The organism is Corallococcus sp. RDP092CA, from assembly GCF_041903675.1.
Taxonomy (GTDB): domain Bacteria; phylum Myxococcota; class Myxococcia; order Myxococcales; family Myxococcaceae; genus Corallococcus.
Genome location: NZ_JAYESI010000003.1, coordinates 227,854 through 247,544, shown reverse-complemented (window position 1 = coordinate 247,544; position 19,691 = coordinate 227,854). Strand labels below are relative to the sequence as shown.

At 71.7% G+C, this 19,691-nt stretch carries 12 protein-coding genes; 2 read left to right on the top strand and 10 right to left on the bottom strand.

Features of this window, described 5'->3' with window-relative positions:
* From U8525_RS05350 to U8525_RS05310, 9 genes are all read right to left on the bottom strand, one after another.
* Complete coding sequence (locus U8525_RS05350; protein WP_374261908.1) at positions 1-2,979, bottom strand: zinc-ribbon domain-containing protein; 2,979 nt, start codon at positions 2,977-2,979, stop codon at positions 1-3.
* Positions 2,980-2,983: 4 nt separating this feature from the next.
* Positions 2,984-4,528: a bifunctional phosphoribosylaminoimidazolecarboxamide formyltransferase/IMP cyclohydrolase gene (gene purH, locus U8525_RS05345; protein ID WP_374261905.1), complete on the bottom strand. Its 1,545-nt coding sequence runs from the start codon at positions 4,526-4,528 to the stop codon at positions 2,984-2,986.
* A gap of 106 nt (positions 4,529-4,634) precedes the next feature.
* Positions 4,635-5,126 carry a sigma factor-like helix-turn-helix DNA-binding protein gene (locus U8525_RS05340; protein ID WP_014397952.1) on the bottom strand — a complete coding sequence of 164 codons (492 nt, stop codon included), beginning with the start codon at positions 5,124-5,126 and terminating at the stop codon, positions 4,635-4,637.
* 57 nt (positions 5,127-5,183) lie between these two features.
* Entirely contained in the window at positions 5,184-5,708 is a 525-nt protein-coding gene (locus tag U8525_RS05335; protein ID WP_374262298.1) for a MerR family transcriptional regulator, read from the bottom strand.
* 153 nt (positions 5,709-5,861) lie between these two features.
* Positions 5,862-8,042, bottom strand: coding sequence for a serine/threonine protein kinase (locus U8525_RS05330; RefSeq protein ID WP_374261900.1), 2,181 nt, complete (start codon positions 8,040-8,042; stop codon positions 5,862-5,864).
* Between the two features lie 8 nt (positions 8,043-8,050).
* Positions 8,051-10,840, bottom strand: coding sequence for a protein kinase (locus U8525_RS05325; protein WP_374261897.1), 2,790 nt, complete (start codon positions 10,838-10,840; stop codon positions 8,051-8,053).
* Between the two features lie 101 nt (positions 10,841-10,941).
* Positions 10,942-11,277 (bottom strand): hypothetical protein, encoded by a 336-nt coding sequence (locus U8525_RS05320; RefSeq protein WP_374261895.1) that lies wholly within the window; start codon positions 11,275-11,277, stop codon positions 10,942-10,944.
* Positions 11,278-11,453: 176 nt separating this feature from the next.
* Positions 11,454-14,408, bottom strand: coding sequence for a choice-of-anchor D domain-containing protein (locus U8525_RS05315; protein WP_374261892.1), 2,955 nt, complete (start codon positions 14,406-14,408; stop codon positions 11,454-11,456).
* A 209-nt stretch (positions 14,409-14,617) separates the two neighbouring features.
* Positions 14,618-15,271, bottom strand: a complete 654-nt coding sequence (locus U8525_RS05310) for a phosphatidylcholine/phosphatidylserine synthase (protein WP_374261889.1) — start codon at positions 15,269-15,271, stop codon at positions 14,618-14,620.
* 139 nt (positions 15,272-15,410) lie between these two features.
* Here U8525_RS05310 and U8525_RS05305 point away from each other — a divergent pair, with 139 nt between their 5' ends.
* Together U8525_RS05305 and U8525_RS05300 are read left to right on the top strand one after the other, a co-directional pair.
* Positions 15,411-17,969 carry an acylase gene (locus tag U8525_RS05305; RefSeq protein ID WP_374261886.1) on the top strand — a complete coding sequence of 853 codons (2,559 nt, stop codon included), beginning with the start codon at positions 15,411-15,413 and terminating at the stop codon, positions 17,967-17,969.
* A gap of 372 nt (positions 17,970-18,341) precedes the next feature.
* Positions 18,342-18,791 (top strand): DofA protein, encoded by a 450-nt coding sequence (locus U8525_RS05300; protein WP_374261883.1) that lies wholly within the window; start codon positions 18,342-18,344, stop codon positions 18,789-18,791.
* Positions 18,792-18,854: 63 nt separating this feature from the next.
* On the opposite strand, the gene U8525_RS05295 is transcribed toward U8525_RS05300, so the two are convergent.
* A complete protein-coding gene (locus U8525_RS05295) occupies positions 18,855-19,688 on the bottom strand; it encodes a ThiF family adenylyltransferase (protein ID WP_374261880.1) in 834 nt (277 codons plus the stop codon).
* Positions 19,689-19,691: the final 3 nt, after the last annotated feature.

The following is a 19,691-nucleotide window of genomic DNA, read 5'->3' as shown; positions in this document are numbered from 1 at the left end:
TCAACCTCGCTCGTCCAGTTTGAAGAGCAGCTGTTTCGCCGGGAAGTAGGACGGGTCCAGCCCCACCACCTTCTCCAGCACCGCGCGCGCCTCCTGCGGCTTCGACTTCACCTGCAGCTCCGCCAGCTTCGCCTGCGCGGACAGCATCTTCGGCGCCACGTCCAGCGTGGACTGCAGCGTGCGCATCGCCTCCGGCACCCTCCCGTCCGCCGCCTGCGCGAGCCCCAGCGCCAGGCGCGCCACCGGCAGCCCGCGCTCGACCGCCACCGCGCGCTCCGCGAGCGGACGCGCCTGCGCCCCCTTCGTGCCCAGCGCGATGAGCGCCCGGTACGCCTGCGCGCCGCCGTTGTTCGGGCTCACCTCCACCACGGACTCGAAGAGCTGCTCCGCCGCCTGCCGGTTCCCCTGGTGGAAGCGCACCAGGCCCTCGTAGAGCAGGGGCTGCACGTCTTCCTGGCGCTCGCTCAGGGCCTTCACCACGTTCTCCACGCCCATCAGGGTGTCGCCCGGCCGCAGCCAGAAGCGCGACAGCGCGGGCCGGGGCGCGAGCCTCAGCGGATCCCACTCGCGCGCCTCCAGCACCGGGTAGAAGATGCGGTAGGCCTCGTCGCGCTTCTTCGCGCTCGCCGCCGCCACGCCCTCCAGCAGCTTCGCGTCCATGCGGCGGTCGTCCAGCCGCACCGCCTGCTGGAAGCGCTCCTGCGCGCCGGCCGCGTCGCCCTCCAGGAGGAGCACCCGTCCCTCCAGCACCTTCTCCAGCGCCGCGTCCTGCAGCCGGCCCTGGAAGCCCTTCAGGTGCTCGCGGGCCAGCGCCGCGTCCTTCCGGGACAGCGCCACCATGAACCACTGCAGGTGGGCCTCCGGCATCGCCGGCACCACCTTCAGCGCCTGCGACGCCGCCTCCTCCGCGCCAGCGTCGTTGCCCGCCGTGCGCTGCGCCGCGGCCAGGTGGCTGTAGATCTCGGAGGCGTCGCGCGAGCCGTAGCGGGAAGCGTTCTTCGTCAGCTCCTTCAGGGCGCGCACGGCGTCGCGCGCGTTGCCCTCCGCCTGGTAGCGCAGCACCGCCAGCGCCAGCGAGGCGCTCACGTCGCCCGCCTTCGCCTTCAGCCGGTCCTCGTACAGCTTGCGCGCGCGGTCGGTCTCCCCCACCTCCACGTAGATGCGGGCGGCGGCCTCCAGGCTGTTCCAGTCCTGCGGATCCAGCTTCATGCGCTGGTTCAGCTGCTTCAGCGCCAGGCCGTACTGGCCGGCCTGCTCGTGGGCGAGCGCGCTGTAGTAGTCCACGCGCTTCAGGTTCGGCGCCAGCTTGCGCGCGGCCTCGAACTCCTGGTTCGCCAGCTCGCGCGACGTGGCCACGTGAGAGCGCCCCAGCACCAGGTGCGCCTCCGCCTTGTAGGCGTCCGCGGCGCCCGGCTGGGACAGCACCTCCGTCGCCAGCCGCGCCGCCTCCTCCAGGTTGCCCGGCTGACGCGCGCGCGCCAGGAGCAGGTTCGCGTGCGCGACGAGCAGCGCGGGCGTCTCGCCGGCCATGCCCTTCGCGGCCTGGATGAGCTCGCGCGCCTCCTGGAAGGAGTTGTCGTCCATGCCCGGTCCGCGCCCGAGCGCCAGCGCCTGCACGTACCCGGCGATGGCGTCCGTGCTGCGGGGGTCCAGCAGCAGCGCCTGCTGGAAGGACTCCTCCGCCTCCGTGTACGCGACGCGCTGATCCAGCTTGAGCTGCTTCTGGCCGGCGGCCAGGTGCTCCGCGCTGGTGCCCTCCAGCTCCAGGAACTGGAGCTTCCACCGGCCCACCGAGGCCAGCACCTCCTGCGGAATCGGGGCCGGAGCGGCGGGCCGCGCGTCGCGGATCCGCTGCTCCTCCTGGGGCTTGTGCACGAGGAAGTAGTAGCCCGCGCCGCCGGCCCCGAGGATCCCCAGCACCAGCAGCCCCACGACCCCGGCACGGCTGCCGCCGCCGCTCCCGCCGCGCTGGGCGCTGCGGACCGGCGCGGCCGTGATGTGCGACGTGCGCGCCGGCTTCACCGAGCTCACGCGCGAGTCCGACGCCAGCGCCGTGGCCCCTTCGGACCGGGGCTCGCCCCCGGACGCGGTGGCGTCCAGGCCGCTCATCACCGGCAGCTCCACCAGGCCGCCGTTGTCGGGCGGAGGCGCCGTGGCCGCCACCTCGGGCGCCACCAGCACGGTGGCCTCCCGGGGGAACGCGGCCTCGCGCTGCTTGCAGTCCTCGCAGATGCCCATGGCCTGGTCGAAGGGATCCGCCAGGTCCTTGCCGCACGCGCGGCAGTTGGTGTGCATCTCCGGCTTCGGAATGTTCGGCGCGGGGGTGCGGGCGGACATGCGGCCCAGCGGCACCGCTCCGGCGGGAGCCGAGGAGGACGCACGCGCGGGAGACGGCGCTTCCGGCTCCAGGCCCCCGGGCGCCGGCCCGAGGAAGTCGAGCAGCGGATCCACCGGAACCTGGGGGGATGCCGCCGAGGCGGGAGCCGCGCCCCCGGGAGCGTCGGGCACCGGCGGGCCGGGCTTCGCGGCGGGGGACGCCCTGGGCGTGGACGCCGCCGGAGCCGCCGGGCCCAGGTCCGCGAACGGGTCCGAGGGGAGGCCGCCCGACGTGCGCGACGCGGGCGGGCCCAGGTCCGCGAACGGGTCCACGCTCCCCGGCGGTCCCAGCTCCGGCATCTCGCCGAAGTCTCCGAAGAGGTCCGACGCCGCGGCCTTCTGCGCGGTCGCAGCCGCCGCGGGTTTCGCGGGCGCGCTTCGGGGCGCCGCCGGCGCGGCGGCCGCCGCCGGATTGCTCCGGGGCTCTTGCGCGGCGGGGGGCGCGGCCCCTTCAGGAGGAGCCGTCACGGACGCGGCCGAGGCCTCCCGCTTCACGAGCTGGAGGTGACGGCAGCGAGGACATTGCGCGCGGACGCCCTTGGTCGTGATCAACCGATCGTCGATCGCGTAGGCCGCCGCGCATTTCTGGCAGACGATGCGCATGCAGTTAGTGCCGGAAGTGTCGCACTCCCGTCACCACCATGGCCATCCCATGTTCGTCCGCGGCGGCAATCACCTCCGCGTCCCGGACGGACCCACCCGGCTGGATGACCGCGGTCGCCCCCGCCCGGGCCGCCTCGTCCAGCCCGTCCCGGAAGGGGAAGAAGGCATCCGAGGCCACGGCGCTCCCCTTGAGGGCCTCGCCACCCCGCGTCATGGCGATGCGCACGGAGTCCACCCGGTTCGTCTGCCCCCCGCCCTGGGCCAGCAGCTGGGACGGCGCCGCGAAGACGATGGCGTTGCTCTTCACGTGCTTGCACACCTTCCAGGCGAAGCGCAGGGCCCGCTCCTCCTCCGGGGTGGGGGCGCGCTTGGACACCACCTTCCACTCCAGGGGCGGCTCCACCGCGTCCCGGTCCATCAGGAGCATGCCCCCGGACACGCTGCGCGCGTCCACCTGGGGCCGGGGCGCCGCCGTGGGGGACGCCAGCGCGGGGCCCGCCTCCAGGAGGCGCAGGTTCTTCTTGCCCGCCAGCACCTGGAGCGCCGCCGGCGCATACGAAGGCGCGATGACCGCCTCCAGGAACGTCTCCGCCATGGCCTTCGCCGTGGCCTCGTCCACCTCGCGGTTGAAGGCGACGATGCCGCCGAAGGCGCTCACCTCATCCACCGCGCGAGCGACGCGGTAGGCCTTCTCCAGCACGTCATCCACCGCCACGCCGCAAGGGGTGTTGTGCTTGATGACCACCGCGCAGGGCTTCTCCGGGAACTCCAGGACGAGCCCCAGGGCCGCGTCCAGGTCCAGGATGTTGTTGTACGAGAGCTCCTTGCCCTGGAGCACCCTGGCGAAGGCGACGGACGGCTCCTTCGGCGCGGCGTATTCCTTGTAGAAGGCGCCGCGCTGGTGCGGGTTCTCCCCGTAGCGCAGCCCCTGCACCTTGCGGAACGCGAGCGACAGCTCCTCGGGGAAGGGCTCCTGGGCCTCGCCGGACAGCCACCCGGAGATGGACGCGTCGTAGGCCGCCGTGTGCGCGAAGGCCTTGCGCATCAGCCGGCGCCGCGTCTCCAGGCTCACCGCCTTGTGGCCTTCAAGCTCCGCGAGCACCGGCGCGTAGTCGTCCGGGTCCACCACGATGGCCACGTGCCGGAAGTTCTTCGCCGACGCGCGGACCATCGCCGGCCCGCCGATGTCGATGTTCTCGATGACGTCGTCCTCGCCCGCGCCGGACGCCACCGTCTGGCGGAACGGGTAGAGGTTCACCACCACCAGGGAGATGGGCTCGATGCCGTGGGCCGCCATCTGCGCCCGGTCGCTCTCCAGGTCGGGCCGGCCGAGGATGCCGCCGTGGATGCGGGGGTGGAGCGTCTTCACGCGGCCGCCAAGGATTTCGGGGCTCTGCGCGTGCTCGGACACCTGGGTGGCGGGGACGCCGGCGGCCTTCAGGGCCTCCAGGGTGCCGCCCGTGGAGAGCAGCCGGTAACCCAGCCGCACCAGGCCCTGGGCGAAGGGGACCAGACCGCGCTTGTCGGAAACGCTCAGGAGAGCCAGCACGTGTGCGCCTCGCAATGGGTGGGGGTGGCGCGGGTCCTAGCAACCACCCCCTGGGGTGTCAACGCAACACGTCACCCCAGGCCCGGCGCGAAACGGTGCCCTGCCCTCAAGGCTTACGGGCGGACACGGGAGGCTCGGCCTCCGTGGCCTCGCGCAGCTTCATGAGGCCCCGCGTCTCCACCTGGCGGATGCGCTCGCGGGTGAGGTTCATGATCTCCCCCACCTCCTCCAGCGTGATGCCGCCCTTCTCCGCCACGTCCAGGGCGCAGGTGTGCTCCAGCTCGGTGATTTCCTTGTCCGGGAAGTTGAGCTTGATGGAGCCCGTCTCCGGGTTCACGTCCAGGTAGAGGTTGTGCTTGCAGGACACGAAGAGGCACGGGCGCGGGCCGTTGATGCAGTCCGCGCGGGTGCGCGGCCGCTGCTCGTCCACGAGCTTGAGGGTCTCCGCCTCCTCGGGGTCCAGCTGGCCGGCGAGCCTGCGCCGGCGCAGGTCGCGCGCCATCTCCTTGCGCGACATCGTCTTGGAGCGCCGGCGTTCCGCGGGCTGCTCCTCCTCATTCCCCCCCTCGCCCTCCTGCAGCTGCTTCACTTCCGACATGTGTCGTCCTCCAGATGCGTGGAGTCTACCCGGTTCAACAGGACCCTGGGGGGCATCCTATTGTGGCCGGAACGTTTCGTCTTCACGCGCCGTGACGGCGCTGCCCAACCGGGCGACATCGCGGACCAGATCCTGCGCCCGTTGCCTGAGCGTTGCCAACTGGGCTTCGAGTGACCTCCTGCGTTCTCCTCCCAGGGGCCGCCCTCCCAGCTCCTCCTGGAACCCGTCCAGCACCTCCGAGAGGTCCCGCTGGAGCTGGTCGATGTGGTTCCGGTGGAAGACGAAGGAGCGCCGGATGTCCTCCAGGGTGTGTCCCTCCGCCATCATCTTCTTGATGACGTTGATACGCCGCACCGCTTCCACCGGGTAGAGGCCCAGGCTGCCCTGGTGCTTCCCCTTGCGGCCCACACGGCGGCTGCGGGGGAGCAGACCGGCCTGGACGTACTTCCGGAACGTCGCCTCCGAGAGCCTCACGCCCCGGGGCCGGAAGATTTCCAGGATCGCGTTCGCGGGAAGACCGCCCGCGTTCTCGCGCTCGATGCGCTCGAGTTCTTCGGGCGCGAGCAGGTCCATCGATTCCATTGAATAGATGCTACTGAATGGATGCCATAGGTGCCAGATTCGCGCGTCGGTCGTCAAGGAGGACGAGCAGGCGTGCGCGGACGGACGTCGTCCAGCCGACGCCTGGCGCCGGCCGACGGGGGCTTCAGGGGCTGGGGGCGGCGCCGGGCGGCGTCAGCGGCCTCGGGACGCGCGGAACTCCTGCGTCGCGGTGCCGTTGGCGGGGATGACGACGGTGAACGTCTTCGAGCCGGACGGGTGCTGGAAGGTCAGGCTGTAGGTGCCGGCCAGCACCTTGTAGGTCGCGCGGCCCTGCACGTCGCCCAGCCGCTTCGAGCCCAGGAAGACGGTGGCGTACGGATTGGCCTTCACCTGAAGCGTGCCCATGGCCTTCGCCGTGTCCGCGGCGGGCGCGGTGGCGGAGTCCGCCTCGGGCTGCGTGGGGGCGGCCGGCTCCGAGGACGGAGGTGGGGCCAGCGCGGCCTCGCGCCGCTGCCCTTCGAGCTCCGCGTCGATGGCCTCCGCGGCCGGCGTGCGGGCCGGTTCAGCCTGGGGGGCCGTGGCGGTGGGTGGAGGGTTCGTCGCGGGGGCCGTGGTCGGCGGAGGGTTCGTCGCCGCGGGAGCGGGCGCCTGCGCGGGCAGGCTCCCCTGCCCCGATTGCTGGGCACCGCTGTTCGAGCGGGCCACGGCGAGGACCCCCACGAGGCCCGCGAGGCCCACCGCGGCGGCGCCGGCCCACAAGGCGCGCTTGCGGCCCGGCGCGGAGGGAGGCCCCGGCTCGGTGGCGGAGACCGTGTCGAGCTCACGGTCGTCGGTGTCGCGGAGGTCGTTCCCCAGGGCTGCGATACGGCGCTCGGAGGGCGTCTGCGCGTCGCCGGCGGCGGCGGCCCGGCGCGCGGGCGCGGTGTCGGCCTTGCCGGAGGAGGAGGCCCGGCGCGCGGCCAGGGGCTCCGCGTCACGGCTCGCGGCTTCCGCCCCGCGCGTCGCGGAGGCAGGCAGGCGCGACGCGTCCTCCGCGGTCCGGCTCACGGATGAGACGTCGTCATCCGCCCGGCTCACGGACGGAACGTGGTCGCCTCGGGAGGCGCGAGCCCGAGCGGCATCCTCCGGGGACGACACCCCGACGGCGGGAACCTCACGGGACCCGCTGCGCCCGGCGAGCGGGGCGTCCCGTCCCATCGACTGCAACGGCATCTGCGGCGTGGGCTGGGGCGGACGTCCGTTCCCGGCGCGGTCGTCTTGAGACAGCACCAGCGTCGTCCCGTGACGGTCCTCGTCCGGCGAGGCGACCCGCTTCGCTCCCGAGGCGTGCTCGCGCGACGGCATCACCGCCGTGGGCTCGCGCGGCGGTGGGGCGGCGGGCAGCGCTCCGTCCTCCAGCGCCGTGCGCTCCGGGAGCGCGGGCAGCGCCTGGTTGCTGGCCGCGGCGGGGAACAGCCTCCGGACGAACGCGCCCACGTCGGCGTCATCGACGGAGCGGGCGTGGTTCAACACGCACTGCGCCAGCGCGCGCTCCAGCTCTCCCGCCGTCTGGAAGCGCTTCGACAGGTCGCGCTCCAGCGCGCGGCAGATGGCGGCGTCCAGGTCCGGCGGCACGTCCGGGTTGAGGCGCGCGGGCGGCACGATGGTGCTCTCCTGCACCGCGCGCAGGACGGCGATCTCCGAGTCCCCCTGGAACAGCCGCCCGCCGGTGAGCAGCTCCCACAGCACTACGCCCAGCGCGAAGACGTCGGTGCGCACGTCCACGCTCTCGCCCCGGGCCTGCTCGGGCGACATGTACGCGAACTTGCCCTTGAGCACGCCGGGGTTGGTCAGCTTGTTGCCCGCCTTCGCGATGCCGAAGTCGGTGAGCTTCACCGCGCCGTCGTAGGACACGAGCACGTTGTGCGGCGTGACGTCCCGGTGCACCAGGTTCAGGAGCTCGCCGTTGACCCGCAGGCGGTGGGCGTAGTGCAGCCCGCGCGCGACCTCCGCGCCGATGTGCGCCACCAGCACGGGCGGCATCGGCGTCATCGCCTCCTTGCTCCGCTTGCGCAGCTCCCACAGCGAGCAGCCGCGCACGTACTCCATCGCCAGGTAGTAGGTGTCCTCGTGCTTGTCGAAGTCGAAGATCTGCACCACGTTGGCGTGGTTGAGCCGCGAGGCCAGCCGCGCCTCCGCGATGAACATCTGCACGAAGTCCGGGTCGCTCGCGAGGAACGACCGCACCCGCTTGATGACGACCTCCTTCTCGAAGCCCTCCGGCCCGCGCGCGGTGCACAGGAAGATCTCCGCCATGCCCCCTTCGGCGAGCTTGCGGCGCACGACGTACTTGCCGACGTGCGTTCCTGCCTCGAGCGTCGCGGAAGGGTCCACGGCCGTGCCTACTCGAACTTGACCGTCACCACGTTGAGGTCGATGGGACGCACCTCGATGCGGCGGCTCAGGGTGCGCTGTAGCTCGGGGTTGGTGAACTTGCAGTCATAGGAGCCCACCCCCAGCTTCACCGGCTGGAACGGCGTCTCCCCCAGCTTGCGCCCGTTGCACGTCACCTCCGCCCAGGGCGTCACCACGAAGCTCACCGCCGCGGACTTCTCCACGGCGCGGGCGGGCTCGCGCGCCTCCGCCGCGGGCATCACCGTGGCCGCCGCGGCGATCGGCGCCTTCACCGCTGCCTGCACGGGGGCCTGGGCGCGCGGGGCCTCCTGGGCCTGCTTCACTTCGGGGGCCACGGCGTCCGAGGCGCGGGGCGTGGCCACGCCGGAGGGCCCCACGCCGGGCTCCGGCGTCGTCGGAGCGGGGGGCGCCGTGGCGGGCGGCTCCGTGGCGGGCTTTCCGGAGGACGGCATCGGCAGGAGCTTCAGCGGCCCCACGTCGAGCCGTCCGGACGGAGGGATGACGATCTGCGTGCGGAACTCGCGGTAGCCCTCCTTGATCAGCACCACCCAGTAGCGGCCGGGCGTCACCGTCGGCAGCGTCAGCGGCGTGCGCTCCGGGAGCACCCGGTCCTCGAAGACGACGCGCGCGCCGGCGGGGTCGGACGTCACGTGCACCCCGCTGGTGCCCGGGCCCAGGCTCCACACGAGGCCCACGCCCACCAGGACCGCGACGAGCACGATGGCGCCATACAGGAGCCCGCGGCGCTTCGGCGGCTCCACGGCGGAGTGTTCCGTGGCCGTGCCGGTGCGGGCCGGCGGCACCCACGCGTTCGGCGCGGGCGCGCGCGACACGGAGCGCGGCGCGGTGGACGCGGTCATCTCCTCGATGGTCGCGTGGGGCGCGGGCATCGGGAGCCGGTGGCCGCGGTGCTCACCGGACAGCGTCGGAGCGCCTGGGCGGGGGACCGGAACCTCCGAGCGCGACACGGCGCGCAGGTCCTGCGTGGGGCCCTCGTCCACGTCCACGCGGGAGACGGCGCGCATGTCCAGCGTCGAGTCGTCCTCGTCATCCTGGGTCAGCGTCGCCGTCAGGGAGCGCTGATCCAGCGTGGGGCCGTCCTCCTCCACCTGGAACCCGCCGGAGAGCTTCCCCTGCGTGTCCACCATCGCGAGCGTGGGGCCGTCCTCCTCCACCTGGAACCCGCCGGAGAGCTTCCCCTGCGTGTCCACCATCGCGAGCGTGGGGCCGTCCTCCTCCACCTGGAACCCACCGGAGAGCTTCCGCTGGGTGTCCACCATCGCGAGCGTGGGACCGTCCTCGTCCTGCGTCACCGTCGGGAGGGACGGCTCCTCCAGGCGCACCGGCCGCGTGCTCCGCGAGGGCGGTGACTCCAGGGCCCGCCGCGAGCCCGTCATGCCCCGGGGGGCATCGGCGCGAGGCTCGGCGTTGCGCACCTCGGAGCGGGGCTCCGGCCGGGCATCGACGGCGCGGGCATCCGCTCGCGGGTCGGCGTTGCGCACCTCCGAGCGGGGCTCCGGCCGCGCGTCCACATGACGGGCCTCCACGTGCCGGGACGCCTCCGCGTTGCGCGCCTCCACCCGCGCCTCCGCGTTGCGCCCCTCCGGACGGGTGTCCGGCCCCCGGACCTCCGCGCGCGCCCCGCCCGCCTCCGCGTCCTCGCGGCGCGACTCCACCTTCCCGCTGGGCCGGCTCGGCCGGTTCGGGCGCAGCGTGGTGGTGGGCTCGTTCTCCGTGCGCCCCGGCGCCGTCGCGGGCCGCATCACCGGGCGGCGCGGCGTGGGGAGCGGCGGAGACGACCCCGCCTCCTCGTCCGTCACCTGCACCTCGCCGGAGCGCGCCTCCTCGGTCAGCCGGTCCGCGTACAGCTCCCGCATGAACGCGGCCAGGTCCGCCACCGTGCCGCACGGCTGCGGCTGCGACGCCAGCCAGTCCTCCAGCGCCCGCTGGAGCTCCTGCGCGTGCTGGTAGCGCGACTCCGGATCCTTCGCGAGCGCCTTGAGCACGATGGCGTCCAGCTCCACCGGCACCCGGGGCGCCACCTGCGACGGCACCGGCACGTTGCACTCCGCCACCGCCCCCAGGGTCAGCATGTCGCTGTGGCGCTTGAAGAGGCGCCCCCCCGTCAGCAGCTCGTGCAGCACCACGCCCAGCGCGAACACGTCCGAGCGCCGGTCCACGCGCTGGCCCGAGGCCTGCTCCGGCGACATGTACGAGTACTTGCCCTTGAGCACCCCGGAGCGCGTCACGGTGGCCTGGTCCGCCGCCTTCGCGATGCCGAAGTCCACCACCTTCACGCCGCCGTCGAACGTCACCAGGATGTTCTGCGGGGACACGTCCCGGTGCACGATGCCCAGCGGGCGCCCCGCCGCGTCCGTCTTCTTGTGCGCGTAGTCCAGGCCCGCGCACGCCTCCAGCAGGATGCGGCACACCAGCGGCACCGGCAGCGGACGCCCCGCCGTCTCCGAGCGCTTCCAGAGCCGGCGCGCGTCCACGCCATGGATGTACTCCATGGCGATGAAGAAGGTGTCCCCCTCCGCCCCCAGGTCGTAGATCTGCACCACGTTGGGGTGCGCGAGCCGGGCGGCGATCCGCGCCTCGTCCAGGAACATCCGGACGAACTCGTCGTTCTCCGCCAGGTGCGGGAGGATCCGCTTGAGCACCAGCAGCTTGTCCGGAGCATCCGAACCCGGCCGGCGCGCGAGGTAGATCTGCGCCATGCCACCCGTGGCGAGGCGCTTCAGGAGCTGGTAGCTGCCGTAGGTTTCGATGGACACGGCCGGACGCGTGGAGGCGAACCCCAAGCGTAAGCGGCCGGGCCAGGGGAATCAAACATCGAATCCCCCTGGGCTGTCCCGGGTTCCACCCCGGGTGAGCCCTAGCGGCGGGCGGCCCGGACCTCGCGGGTCTCCCGCATCAGGGCCTCCAGTTCGTCCAGGTGCCGCTTGAGCACCGGCATCAGCACCGGCGCCGCGTCCACCCGGTCGAACAGGTCCAGCACCCGGTCCACCTTGCGCTCGATCTCCTGGGCCCTCACCGGGCTGATGCGCCGCAGCAGCAGGTCCGCCCCGGCCTCCATCAGCACCCGGGCCACCGCGTCGCGGGAGGCCAGCGGCTCCTGCTTGCGCCGGCCCTCGCCACGGATGACCCGCAGCCCCGGCGCCCCGGCGCGCGGAGTGGACTTCACAGGCTCATCAGGGGTCCAGGTGCTCACAGCGCCTCCAGGGCAACAGCGTGCAGACGCTCCGCAGGGTACACACCGAGGGAGCGCCTCCAATTTTCTGGTCATCCGCACAGGCAGATGCAGCGCTGTAGCACCGGGGTCTGACACCGCCGTTCGGGGCCGGATGGCCGGCACGTCACGGGCTCCACACCCACCGCTTCCCCCGTTCAGTCGTTGGCGCAGGCGCGGCGGTAGGTGATGGCCACCTTGGAGCCCGGCGGCGGCACCACGGTGAACACCACGCTGTTGGACGCGGCGTCGTAGGTCCACCCGCTGGTGGTGGCGGTGCCGTTGACGGTCACCACCACCGTGCCCGCGTCGGGCTCCTCGCTCAGCGGGAAGCGGTCCTGCGCGCTGAACGCCTTGTTGGCCACCTGCCTGAGCAGCGGCGCGTAGTCCGCCGCGCAGATGTTGAGCACCTCGCCGCCGGTCTGCGCCGCCGCGTCCGCGTACCGGGTGCCGGTGCCGCCCGCCGTGGCGCAGGACGTCTTGGTGGGCGCGATGGCGAAGAACGTGGCCCGCTGCGGCTGGTTCTCCCCCTTGCGCTGCTGCGCCCACTGCACGTACGTGGAGACCGCGTCCGGCGAGTGGTCATCCTCGTCGCCCACGAACACCACCACCAGCGCCGCGGAGTCGCGCAGGAAGCCCGCGTTGCCGTCGTTGGCCAGCGGCGTGCGCGGATCATCCACGTTGTTCACCAGCGGCGAGGTGAGCGCGCGGCGCATCGCCTCGAAGCCCTGCTCCACCTGGGCGCACTGGCCCACCTGCACGTTCTGCTGGAGCAGCTGCGTCACGTTGGCCGTGGCCAGCGTGAGGATGCGCTGGCGGCTGTTGTCCGCCGGGAAGAAGCGGCCGGCCTCGCCCCCCAGCGCGCCGCCCGGGCACGCGCCGGACACCGCGGAGATGCCCGTCGTCGTCACCGCCATGTTCACGTCCACCGCCTTGTTGCGCGCGGCGTCCACGAACGCGGGGATGGCGGACACGAGCTTCGGGTGCTCCTCCACCATGGACGCCGTGTTGTCCACGACGAAGAGCACGTCCACCTTGCTCACGTCCTGCTGCACGAACGTGTCCGTCTTGTCCGTCTTCTTCGACGACTCGCCGATGAGCGGCACCATCAGCGGGATGGGCAGGTCGCTGGAGTCCACGAACAGCGGCGACAGGTTCATGCCCGTCACCTGCGCCAGGTAGTCCACGCCCACCGTGAAGGACTCGCCCGGCTCCAGCTGGAACGCGGGCGGCGCCGGGTGGTCCAGCAGCTCGAACTCCGAGTCCGTGGTGCCCGGCCCGATGAAGACGTTGGACACCGTGATGGGCGTGGTGCACGCGTTGAGGTAGTTCACCTCGCGCGGCGCCGGGCGGCAGTCCTTGCGGCCCAGGCCGAAGTCCACGTACCAGGGCGACGCCACCAGGCACGTCTCCTGCGAGTTCGCCATCAGCGGCACCTGCCGCACCGGCGTCGCCGGGTTGTACTGCTCCACCTGCAGCTCCCCCGCGAAGCTGCCGCCCGTGAAGGGCGCCTGGAAGGCCACCTGGAAGCTGAACCAGTCCCCCGGGTAGATGATGCCGCCGTAGAGCTCGCCGCCCGGCATCTTGAACACGCCGCCGCCGTCGTTGGCCACGCGGATGTTCTTCACGGGGCACAGGTCCGCGCCCTTGTTCTCCAGCTTCACGCCCAGCACCGCGCCGCGGCCCGGCGGGATGGTGCCGAAGTCCACCAGCTCCGGCGTGAGGGTCAGCTCACACGGCGCATGCGCCTTCGCGCTGCCGAAGAAGTCCAGCTGCACGGTGGCCGCGGAGAACGCGCTCGTGGTCATCACCAGCGAGCCGGACGCGCTGCCCTCGCGCAGGGGCTCGTAGAAGACCTCCAGGTTCAGCTCGCCGTTGGCCGGCAGGGTGAACGGCAGGGCCACCGGCTTGTGGTTGAACTGGAGCTGCGCGCCCGTCGCGTCCGGCGTCCAGTCCAGCGTGTTGATGGTGAGCGGCCCCGCGTTGTCCGTGCCGCAGTTCTTCACGTTCACCACCACGCGCACCTTGGAGCCCAGCGGCTGCTCGCCGAAGTCGTACATCATCGGCGACACGCACAGCTCGGACGCGCCGCCGAAGCCGCGCAGCGGCACGGGCAGCGTGGGGTGGCGCTTGCTCACCACGGTGTAGACGGCGCGGTCCGTGGCCGCGCCCATGTGACCGGGGCTGTAGCGGATCTCGAAGGCGCGCACCTCGCCGGGCTGGAGCACCAGCGGCAGGCCCGTGTTGTTCTGGCTGAAGGACGCGTCCGTGCCGTCCAGCATGAGCGACGTCACCGTCACCGGCTCCGTGCTGATGTTGCGCAGGCTGGAGGCCTTCACCGCGTCGCGGTCCACCGGCACCGCGCCGAAGTCCACCACCTCCGGCTCCGCCACCACCGCGCGCTCCAGCGCCTCCGCCGTCACCTGCACCGCCACGTCCGCGCACCCGACGCAGGGCGAGATGGCCAGGGCCACCTGCTTCTTGCCCACCCGCACCGGGTTGAAGGTGAGGGGCAGCTCCACGCGCTCGCCCGGGTTCACCGTCAGCGGCGCCGCGGCGAACTCATCCTTGTCCGCGCCTACCAGCTTGGGCGTCACCATCACCGGCAGCTCCGTGGGGTTGTCCAGCGTCACGCCCAGCGTCTTGGTGGAGTCCGCCTCGATGCGGCCGAAGTCCAGCGCGCGCGGCGTCACCCGGGCCCACGCGTCCACGCCGGCGCCGTTGAGCGGGATGCGCATCAGCGGCTCGATGCGCGTGTCCGAGCGCACCACCAGCACCGCGGGCAGCCCGCCCTGCGCCAGCGGCGCGAAGCGCACCTTCAGCGTGCACTCGCTGCCCGGCACCAGGCTGTGCGGTCCCTCGTGGGTGAACTCGGCCTGGTAGGCGCCCTCAGGCCCCTCCACCCAGGCTTCGTCCACCGTGACGCGCGCGCGGCCCACGTTGCGCAGCGTCACCGTGGACTCGCGGGCGTCGAAGACGGCCACCCGCGCGAAGTCGATGCCGCCCGGCGTCGCCGTCAGCCGGCCGTCCGCCAGCGATGAGCGATCCCGGTCCGCGCACCCCGACAGCAGCCCCACCACCACCAAGCCCAGCAGGCCCCAGCGCCCCGTCATGGCACCCACCCCTCTCCCTCCCGCCTCGCCCAGAATCCTCGAGGCCGCGGCAGCGGCCACACCTCTCGGAGGTGGCCCTCGCGGCTCAGGTGGCGAAGCTAGGCACCCACCCCGGGACTGCCAACCGCCTCACCGTGGGAAGAACAGGGGAACTGTCCTCCAGAACGTCCACTGGAGGGCACCCTCCGGGCCCGCGACCGCGGAGGACTTCAGAGTTTTGGAATCCGCAACGTCTTGCTGATCATCGCGCTGCCCGACGCCACGTAGAGCAGGGCCAGCGGGTGCAACTGGAGCGGCCCCAGGTTCCACACGCCGCCCCACAGCGCGTCGCCGATGCGGCCGTGCCAGGTGGCCGCCGCCAGCACCATCACCAGGGCCAGGCTGGTGGGGATGGGCGTGCCCTCGAAGTACTTCACCTTGCCGGTGCCGTCGGACAGCTCCGCGGAGGTGACGTTGAAGCGCGCCAGCCGGCTGATGCCGCACGCCACGAAGTAGAGCAGCGCCGCCACGTCCAGGTTGCCGCGCAGGCCCACCGCGAACGCCAGCGCCGCGGGCGCCATGCCAAAGGAGATGACGTCCGCCAGCGAGTCCAGGTCCGCGCCCAGCGGCGACTTGCGGAAGCGCCACCGCGCGATGCGGCCGTCCGCCACGTCCATCGCCAGCGCCACCGGCATCAGGCAGAACGCCACCCACAGCCAGCGCGGGTTGCCCGTGGCCAGCGCCTGCATGGCCGCCAGGATGGCCCCCGCCCCGGAGAAGCCGTTGCCGAGCGTGACGAAGTCCGCCAGCACGAAGGTGCGAATCATGGAGAAGTGGCGGCGCGGGCGGCGGGCCGCGGGCGGCGACGAGGGCTCGGGCGTCATGGCTCCCGTGTAACACACACCCTCTTTCCGGCTTTCCCAAACCCACGACGCGTTGCATCCGGCCGTGCCACCTCCGTGGAAAAGTCAAATCCCAGAAACATTGACCAGCGAATCGCCACCTTCCTAGTCTCCGGGCGCCATGCCCGAGCACACCCCCGATACAGTTCCTCCGCGCGGAGGGTCCCGTTCTGTCCGGACCCGCCGTCTTTCCTTCTCCCTCCTCGCCTCCCTGGCCCTCGTCGCGGCCAGCACCGGATGTGACGACGACAAGGAGATCGTCGATCCGAACCCGACCCCGACGACCCCGAAGTACACGGCGAAGATCAAGCGCACGTCGTACGGCATCCCGCACATCACCGCGGACAACTACGGCAGCCTGGGCTTCGGCCAGGGCTATGCCTTCGCGCAGGACCACGTCTGTACCCTCGCGGATCAGATCCTCAAGGTGCGCAGCGAGCGCGCGCGCTTCCTGGGCCAGGGCCCGGGCAACGAGTACGTGGGGAGCGACCTGGCGTACCTGGCCATGGACGTGATGGGGCGCGCGGAGGCGGCGTTCCCCACGCTGTCCCAGGAGATGCAGGACATGGTCACCGGCTACGCGGCCGGCTACAACAAGTACCTGGAGGACACGCCCCCGGAGGCCCGCCCCGCCGAGTGCGCCAACGCGGCCTGGGTGCGCCCCATCACGCCGGTGGACCTGCTGGCGTACAACACGGACCTGACGCTGATTGCGGGCATCAACGCGCTGGCGCTCACCATCCCCTCGGCCACGCCCCCCACCGTGGGCGCCCAGTCCGTGGACCCGCAGCAGGCCGCGCTGCGCCCGCGGATGCCCACCCTGGAGCAGCTGAACAAGCTGAAGACGGCGGACTTCGGCAGCAACGGCTGGGCCATTGGCCGTGACCGCACGGACAACGGCAAGGGCATGGTGATGGCCAACCCGCACTTCCCCTGGGAGGGCGAGCTGCGCCTGTGGGAGAGCCAGCTGACCGTGCCGGGCCAGATGAACGTCTACGGCGTGGGCCTCATGGGCGTGCCGGCGGTGCTCATCGGCTTCAACGAGAACCTGGGCTGGACGCACACGTTCTCCTCCGGCCAGCGCGCGACCATCTACCAGCTGCAGCTCGTGCCCGGGAAGCCGACCGTCTACAAGTACGGCAACGAGGAGCGCCCGATGACCTCCAAGACCTTCACCGTCCTGGTGAAGCTGTCGGAGGGCTCGCTGACCAAGTACTCGCAGACGATCTACTTCAGCCACTACGGCCCCATCATCGCCTTCCCGGAGTCGGTCGCGCCGGGCCTGGGCTGGACCACCCAGACGGCGTTCACGCTGCGCGACGCGAACATCGACAACACCAAGTTCCTGGACCAGTTCCACGGCATGAACAAGGCCAAGACGCTGGCCGAGTTCAAGGACGTCTACGCCACCCAGCAGGGCCTGCCCTGGGTGAACACCATGTTCGCCGACAAGGAAGGCAACGCCTGGTACACGGACGCCACGCCCACGCCCAACCTCACCCAGGACGCCTACACGAAGTGGGCCACCGAGGCGACCACGGGCTCCAACCCCCTCACCTACGCCATCTACCAGGGCCTGGGCTTCGTGCTGCTCAACGGCAGCGACCCGGCCAATGAGTGGCAGACGGACACGGACGCGACCGCGCGCACGCCGGGCCTGGTGCCCTTCGCCAAGGTGCCGAAGCTGGACCGCACGGACTTCGTGTTCAACGCGAACGACAGCTACTGGCTGGCCAACCCCGCCGAGCCCATCACCCCGGTCTCCCCGCTGCACGGCTTCGCGAACGTGCCCCAGAGCCCGCGCACGCGCATGAACGCCATGACCCTCATGGAGGTCAGCGAGACGGGCGCCTCCGGCGCGGACGGCAAGTTCACGTTCGACGAGCTGAAGGCGGCCGTGTTCAGCAACCGCAGCTCCATCGAGGAGCTGCTGCGCGCGTCGCTCGTGCAGCGCTGCACGGGCAAGACGACGGTGCCCTACAACGGCACCTCCGTGGACATCAGCCAGGCCTGCGCGCTGCTGGCGGGCTGGAACGGCCGCTACGACCTGGACCAGAAGGGCGCGTTCATCTTCCGCGAGTTCCTGGGCGCGTACACCTACGCGCAGCTCACGAGCAAGGGCCCGCTGTTCGACGTGCAGTTCGACCCGGCCAACCCCATCGCCACGCCCAACACCCTGGCGCCCGCCCCGGCCGAGGGTGAGGACCCGGTGCTCGTGAAGCTGGCGCAGGCCGTCTACACCATCAACCGCTCCGGCAACGCGCTGGACAAGGCGCTGGGCGAGGTGCAGTTCACCACCCGCGCGGGCGCCCCCATCCCCCTGCACGGCGGCATGAGCCGCGAGGGCGTCACCAACGTGATGTCCTTCGGCGTCGCCCGCACCACGGTGTTCGACTTCGCCCAGCCCCACTCGCCCACCTACAACAGCACCACCCTGCTGGCGAAGGAGGGCTACCCCATCAACAACGGCAGCTCCTTCGTCATGGCGCTCCAGTTCACCGACGCGGGCCCCCACGCCAACGCGGTGCTGACCTACAGCGAGTCCGGCGACCCGGCGTCCCCGCACCACGCGGACCAGACCCGGCTGTACTCCCAGAAGCAGTGGCGCCCCATCCTCTTCACGGACGCGGAGATCGCCGCGGACGAGCACCTGGTGGAGACCACCGTCTCCGGCGGGTAGTCACCTCCGCCTGACGGCCTGGAGCCCCTCGAGGGCCCCGGGAGCCACCGCGCTCCCGGGGCCTTCTTGTTTTCATGGGGAGTCACTGTTGAAAGTTGGCGCGAGGGACGGAATCCACAGACAGGGGGTGGGAGCCCTGGCGTCCGGGTCCAGCTTCTTCCAGTGGACATCCAAGAGGACCTCCGAGGCGAGTACACAGTCCGTGACGTCACGCGGGCCGGGCGGATGTGTCGTCTCAGCAATGTCAGCCTCCGGGGCTAGTTTCTTGACCGCGGCTGAAGCGCAGGATGTCCCCCAGGCCCAGGGAGAACGCCCGGAACGCGTACCGACCGGGACGGCCGCTGGGTCCGACACGAAGGAGTCGCGAACGCCATGGCACTTCCGGTCTACAAGACAGACGTCATCGACAAGGTGTTCTTCCTGCGCTGGGATGCTCCGCCGACGCCGGAAGAGATTCAGCAGGTCTTCCTGAAGATGCAGGCCGCCTACCAGCAGCATCAGCAGCCGCTGGTGTTGGTGACCATCGCTGGGGCGAAGTCCGCGGTCCCCAACAGCGAGCAGCGCCGGCACCTGTCCAACATGCTGTCGGACGCGCGGTCGCTGTTCTCGGAGATCCACGTCATCATCGAAGGCAACGAGCTGCAGCACAACCTCCAGCGCGTCATCGTGTCGGGGATGCTCATCGTCACGCGCACGTATGACGACCAGTTCATCCGCGTGCACAAGAACGCGGACGGGGCGGCGGGCTTCATCGCCCGGCGGCTGGGCGTGGATGGCTCGCAGGTGATGAACGAAGCGCGCTCGCGCGGCGTGGTGATGTAGTCCCCGGGGGATTCGGGGGCCCAGGATTGGGCCCCCGGCCCCGGAGAAGCGCGCGGGCCGCGCTCAGCCCCGGGCGCCCTGCCCCACCGGCCGGGCCGGCTGGGCGGCGCCGACGGAGCCTCGCACGTAGCGGTGGTCGAAGAGGTCCACGTAGAGGTACTCGGGCCAGGACACCATCGCGCGAGTCCCCAGCATCACCCCGCGCATGATCTCACTCACCATCAGCCCCGCGGCGGTGGTGGCGCCAATCACACACGTGGGCGCGTGGCCCTTTCCCTGGTAGCAGGCGTCCATGTACTCCTGGAGCATGTAGCTGCCCAGGTGCGGGATGATCTTCGGCAGGTCGATGCGGCCGTCCGGGAGGATGAAGAGCTCCTCGTAGAGGGGCGCGTCCGGCTGGAAGACGTGCAGCGCGGCGCCAAAGCCCAGCATGAGGCCGGTCATGATGGGGATGCCCGCCTGGCGGCACGTCTGGTGGAGCGACTCCTTGGCGCGGGCGCCCGCGATGTCGATGACCTCCACCACGTAGTCCACCGCCGGCAGGCCGCCCAGGCCCTGGAGCACGCCCGCCACGTTGTCGTCGGTGATGCCCTCCTTCACCGTCTGCACGCGCAGGTCCGGGTGGATGTCCCGGCACATGCGCTCCACCACGTCCACCTTGGGCTGGCCGAGGGTGCTCTCGAAGCAGCCCACCTGCCGGTTGATGTTGTGGCGCTCGTAGACGTCGAAGTCCGCGAGCGTCAGGCAGCCGAAGCCCAGGCGCGCCAGGTCCACGGCGCACTGGCCTCCGGCGCCGCCCACGCCGGCGACGAGCACGTGGGTGCTGGCGAGCTTGTCCATGGTCTGCGGGTGGAGGACGCCCAGGTTGCGCTGGAAACGGGGGTTCACGTTCGTCATGGA

Excerpts from the sequence above, each read along its gene's own strand:
- U8525_RS05350 (WP_374261908.1), bottom strand. The coding sequence starts at position 2,979 with ATGCGCATCGTCTGCCAGAAATGCGCGGCGGCCTACGCGATCGACGAT.
- U8525_RS05340 (WP_014397952.1), bottom strand. The coding sequence starts at position 5,126 with ATGTCGGAAGTGAAGCAGCTGCAGGAGGGCGAGGGGGGGAATGAGGAG.
- U8525_RS05335 (WP_374262298.1), bottom strand. The coding sequence starts at position 5,708 with ATGGAATCGATGGACCTGCTCGCGCCCGAAGAACTCGAGCGCATCGAG.
- U8525_RS05315 (WP_374261892.1), bottom strand. The coding sequence starts at position 14,408 with ATGACGGGGCGCTGGGGCCTGCTGGGCTTGGTGGTGGTGGGGCTGCTG.
- U8525_RS05310 (WP_374261889.1), bottom strand. The coding sequence starts at position 15,271 with ATGACGCCCGAGCCCTCGTCGCCGCCCGCGGCCCGCCGCCCGCGCCGC.
- U8525_RS05305 (WP_374261886.1), top strand. The coding sequence starts at position 15,411 with ATGCCCGAGCACACCCCCGATACAGTTCCTCCGCGCGGAGGGTCCCGT.
- U8525_RS05300 (WP_374261883.1), top strand. The coding sequence starts at position 18,342 with ATGGCACTTCCGGTCTACAAGACAGACGTCATCGACAAGGTGTTCTTC.
- U8525_RS05295 (WP_374261880.1), bottom strand. The coding sequence starts at position 19,688 with ATGACGAACGTGAACCCCCGTTTCCAGCGCAACCTGGGCGTCCTCCAC.